The organism is Frankia sp. AgKG'84/4 (assembly GCF_023242965.2).
Taxonomy (GTDB): Bacteria; Actinomycetota; Actinomycetes; order Frankiales; family Frankiaceae; genus Frankia.
In genome coordinates this window covers 1-1,524 of the sequence record NZ_JALKFU020001069.1, presented here as the reverse complement: position 1 = coordinate 1,524, position 1,524 = coordinate 1, and the positions used below count along the sequence as shown (strand labels likewise).

The following is a 1,524-nucleotide window of genomic DNA, read 5'->3' as shown; positions in this document are numbered from 1 at the left end:
GGCGAGGATCGCGCGCCGGGCGAGCCAGCGCGGGCCTGTTCGTGCCACGACCGGCCGCCCACGGCCTGCGCGGTGTGCCCGGTGTGCCGGCTGGTGGCGGCGTTCGTCGGCGAGGGCCCCGACGTGATCAGGCACCTGACGGCGGCCGGTGAGTCGCTTGCCGCGGCGTTGCGCGCGATCGTGGACACCGTCGCCAGTGCCGTCGCCGATGCCGGGTCAGCCGACCCGCGTCCGCCCACGGCCGCCAGACCGGGCGCGGGCCGGGAGGCCCACCCGGACCCCCGACGTGGGGAGGCCGCGGGCACTCGCCCCGCACCAGCGCCCAGACCACGCGTCCAGAGGATCGATATCACATGAGTATCAGCGCTTCCGGCTCCTCGGACCAGAACGAGTCCCACGCCGGCGGTACCGCCCCGACCTCGGCCCGTCCCGCGGGCTCGGACGTGACGATCAGCCCCCTGCCGCCCACCTTCATCACCGCACCCGTCGAGGACGACCGGCGCACCGCCGGCCTGACGATCGGCGTCGACGTCGGTGGCACGAAGGTCGCCGCCGGCGTCGTCGACGGCACCGGCACGGTCCTCGCCACCGTTCGCCGGCCCACCCCCGGGCACTCCGCCGCCGAGGTCGCCGACACGATCGCCGCCGTCGTCGCCGAGCTCAGCGACGGCTACGACGTGCGGGCGGTCGGCATCGGAGCGGCCGGCTGGATCGACGCGGACCGGTCCCGGGTCGTGTTCGCGCCGAACCTGGCGTGGCGCGACGAGCCCCTGCGCGACGAGGTCGCCCGCCGCGTCGGCCTGCCCGTCGTCGTCGAGAACGACGCCAACGCGATGGCCTGGGCGGAGTACCGCTTCGGCGCCGGCCGCGGCCGGCGCGACCTCGTCTGCCTCACCGTGGGCACCGGCATCGGTGGCGGCATCGTGCTGGGTGGCGAGCTGTTCCGCGGCGCGTTCGGCATCGGCGCCGAGATGGGCCACATGCGGATGGTGCCCGACGGCCACCTGTGTGGCTGCGGCAACCACGGCTGCTGGGAGCAGTACGCCAGCGGCCGCGCCCTGGTCCGCTCGGCGCGGCACATCGCCGCCGACGACCCGGCGGCCGCCGCGGCGATGCTGGAGGCCTGCGGCGGCGACGTCGACGCGCTGACCGGCCCGGACGTCACCGAGGCCGCCCGCAAGGGCGATCCGGCCGCGGTCCGTTGCCTCGCCGAGGTCGGCCGCTGGCTCGGCGACGGTATGGCCAGCCTCGTCGCCCTGCTCGACCCGGACCGGTTCGTGATCGGCGGCGGCGTCTCCGACGCCGGTGAGCTGCTGCTGGGCCCGGCCCGCGAGCGGCTGCGCGAGGTCATGCCCGGCCGGGGCCACCGGCCCGAGGCGGAAGTGGTGATCGCCGAACTGGGCGCGCAGGCCGGCCTCGTCGGCGCCGCCGCCCAGGCCCCCCACTATGCTGTCTCTTATAAAAAAAATACGCTGCCGACCAAAATAACTCAATGTATATATATGTGGTCGGCGGATCATTAAA

The 1,524-nt window shown here is 74.6% G+C and carries 2 protein-coding genes; one reads left to right on the top strand and one right to left on the bottom strand.

The annotated features are described in order from the left end of the window. The coding region (locus MXD58_RS27345) for a hypothetical protein (protein ID WP_250610893.1) at nucleotides 1-188 on the bottom strand (188 nt) is incomplete at its 3' end. 165 nt (nucleotides 189-353) lie between these two features. On the opposite strand from MXD58_RS27345, the gene MXD58_RS27340 reads away from it, so the two are divergent. Further along, on the top strand, nucleotides 354-1,523 hold the full coding sequence (locus MXD58_RS27340; protein WP_250610890.1) for an ROK family glucokinase: 1,170 nt from the start codon (nucleotides 354-356) through the stop codon (nucleotides 1,521-1,523). Nucleotide 1,524: the final 1 nt, after the last annotated feature.

Coding starts and splice junctions, on each gene's coding strand:
- MXD58_RS27340 (WP_250610890.1), top strand. CDS start 354: ATGAGTATCAGCGCTTCCGGCTCCTCGGACCAGAACGAGTCCCACGCC.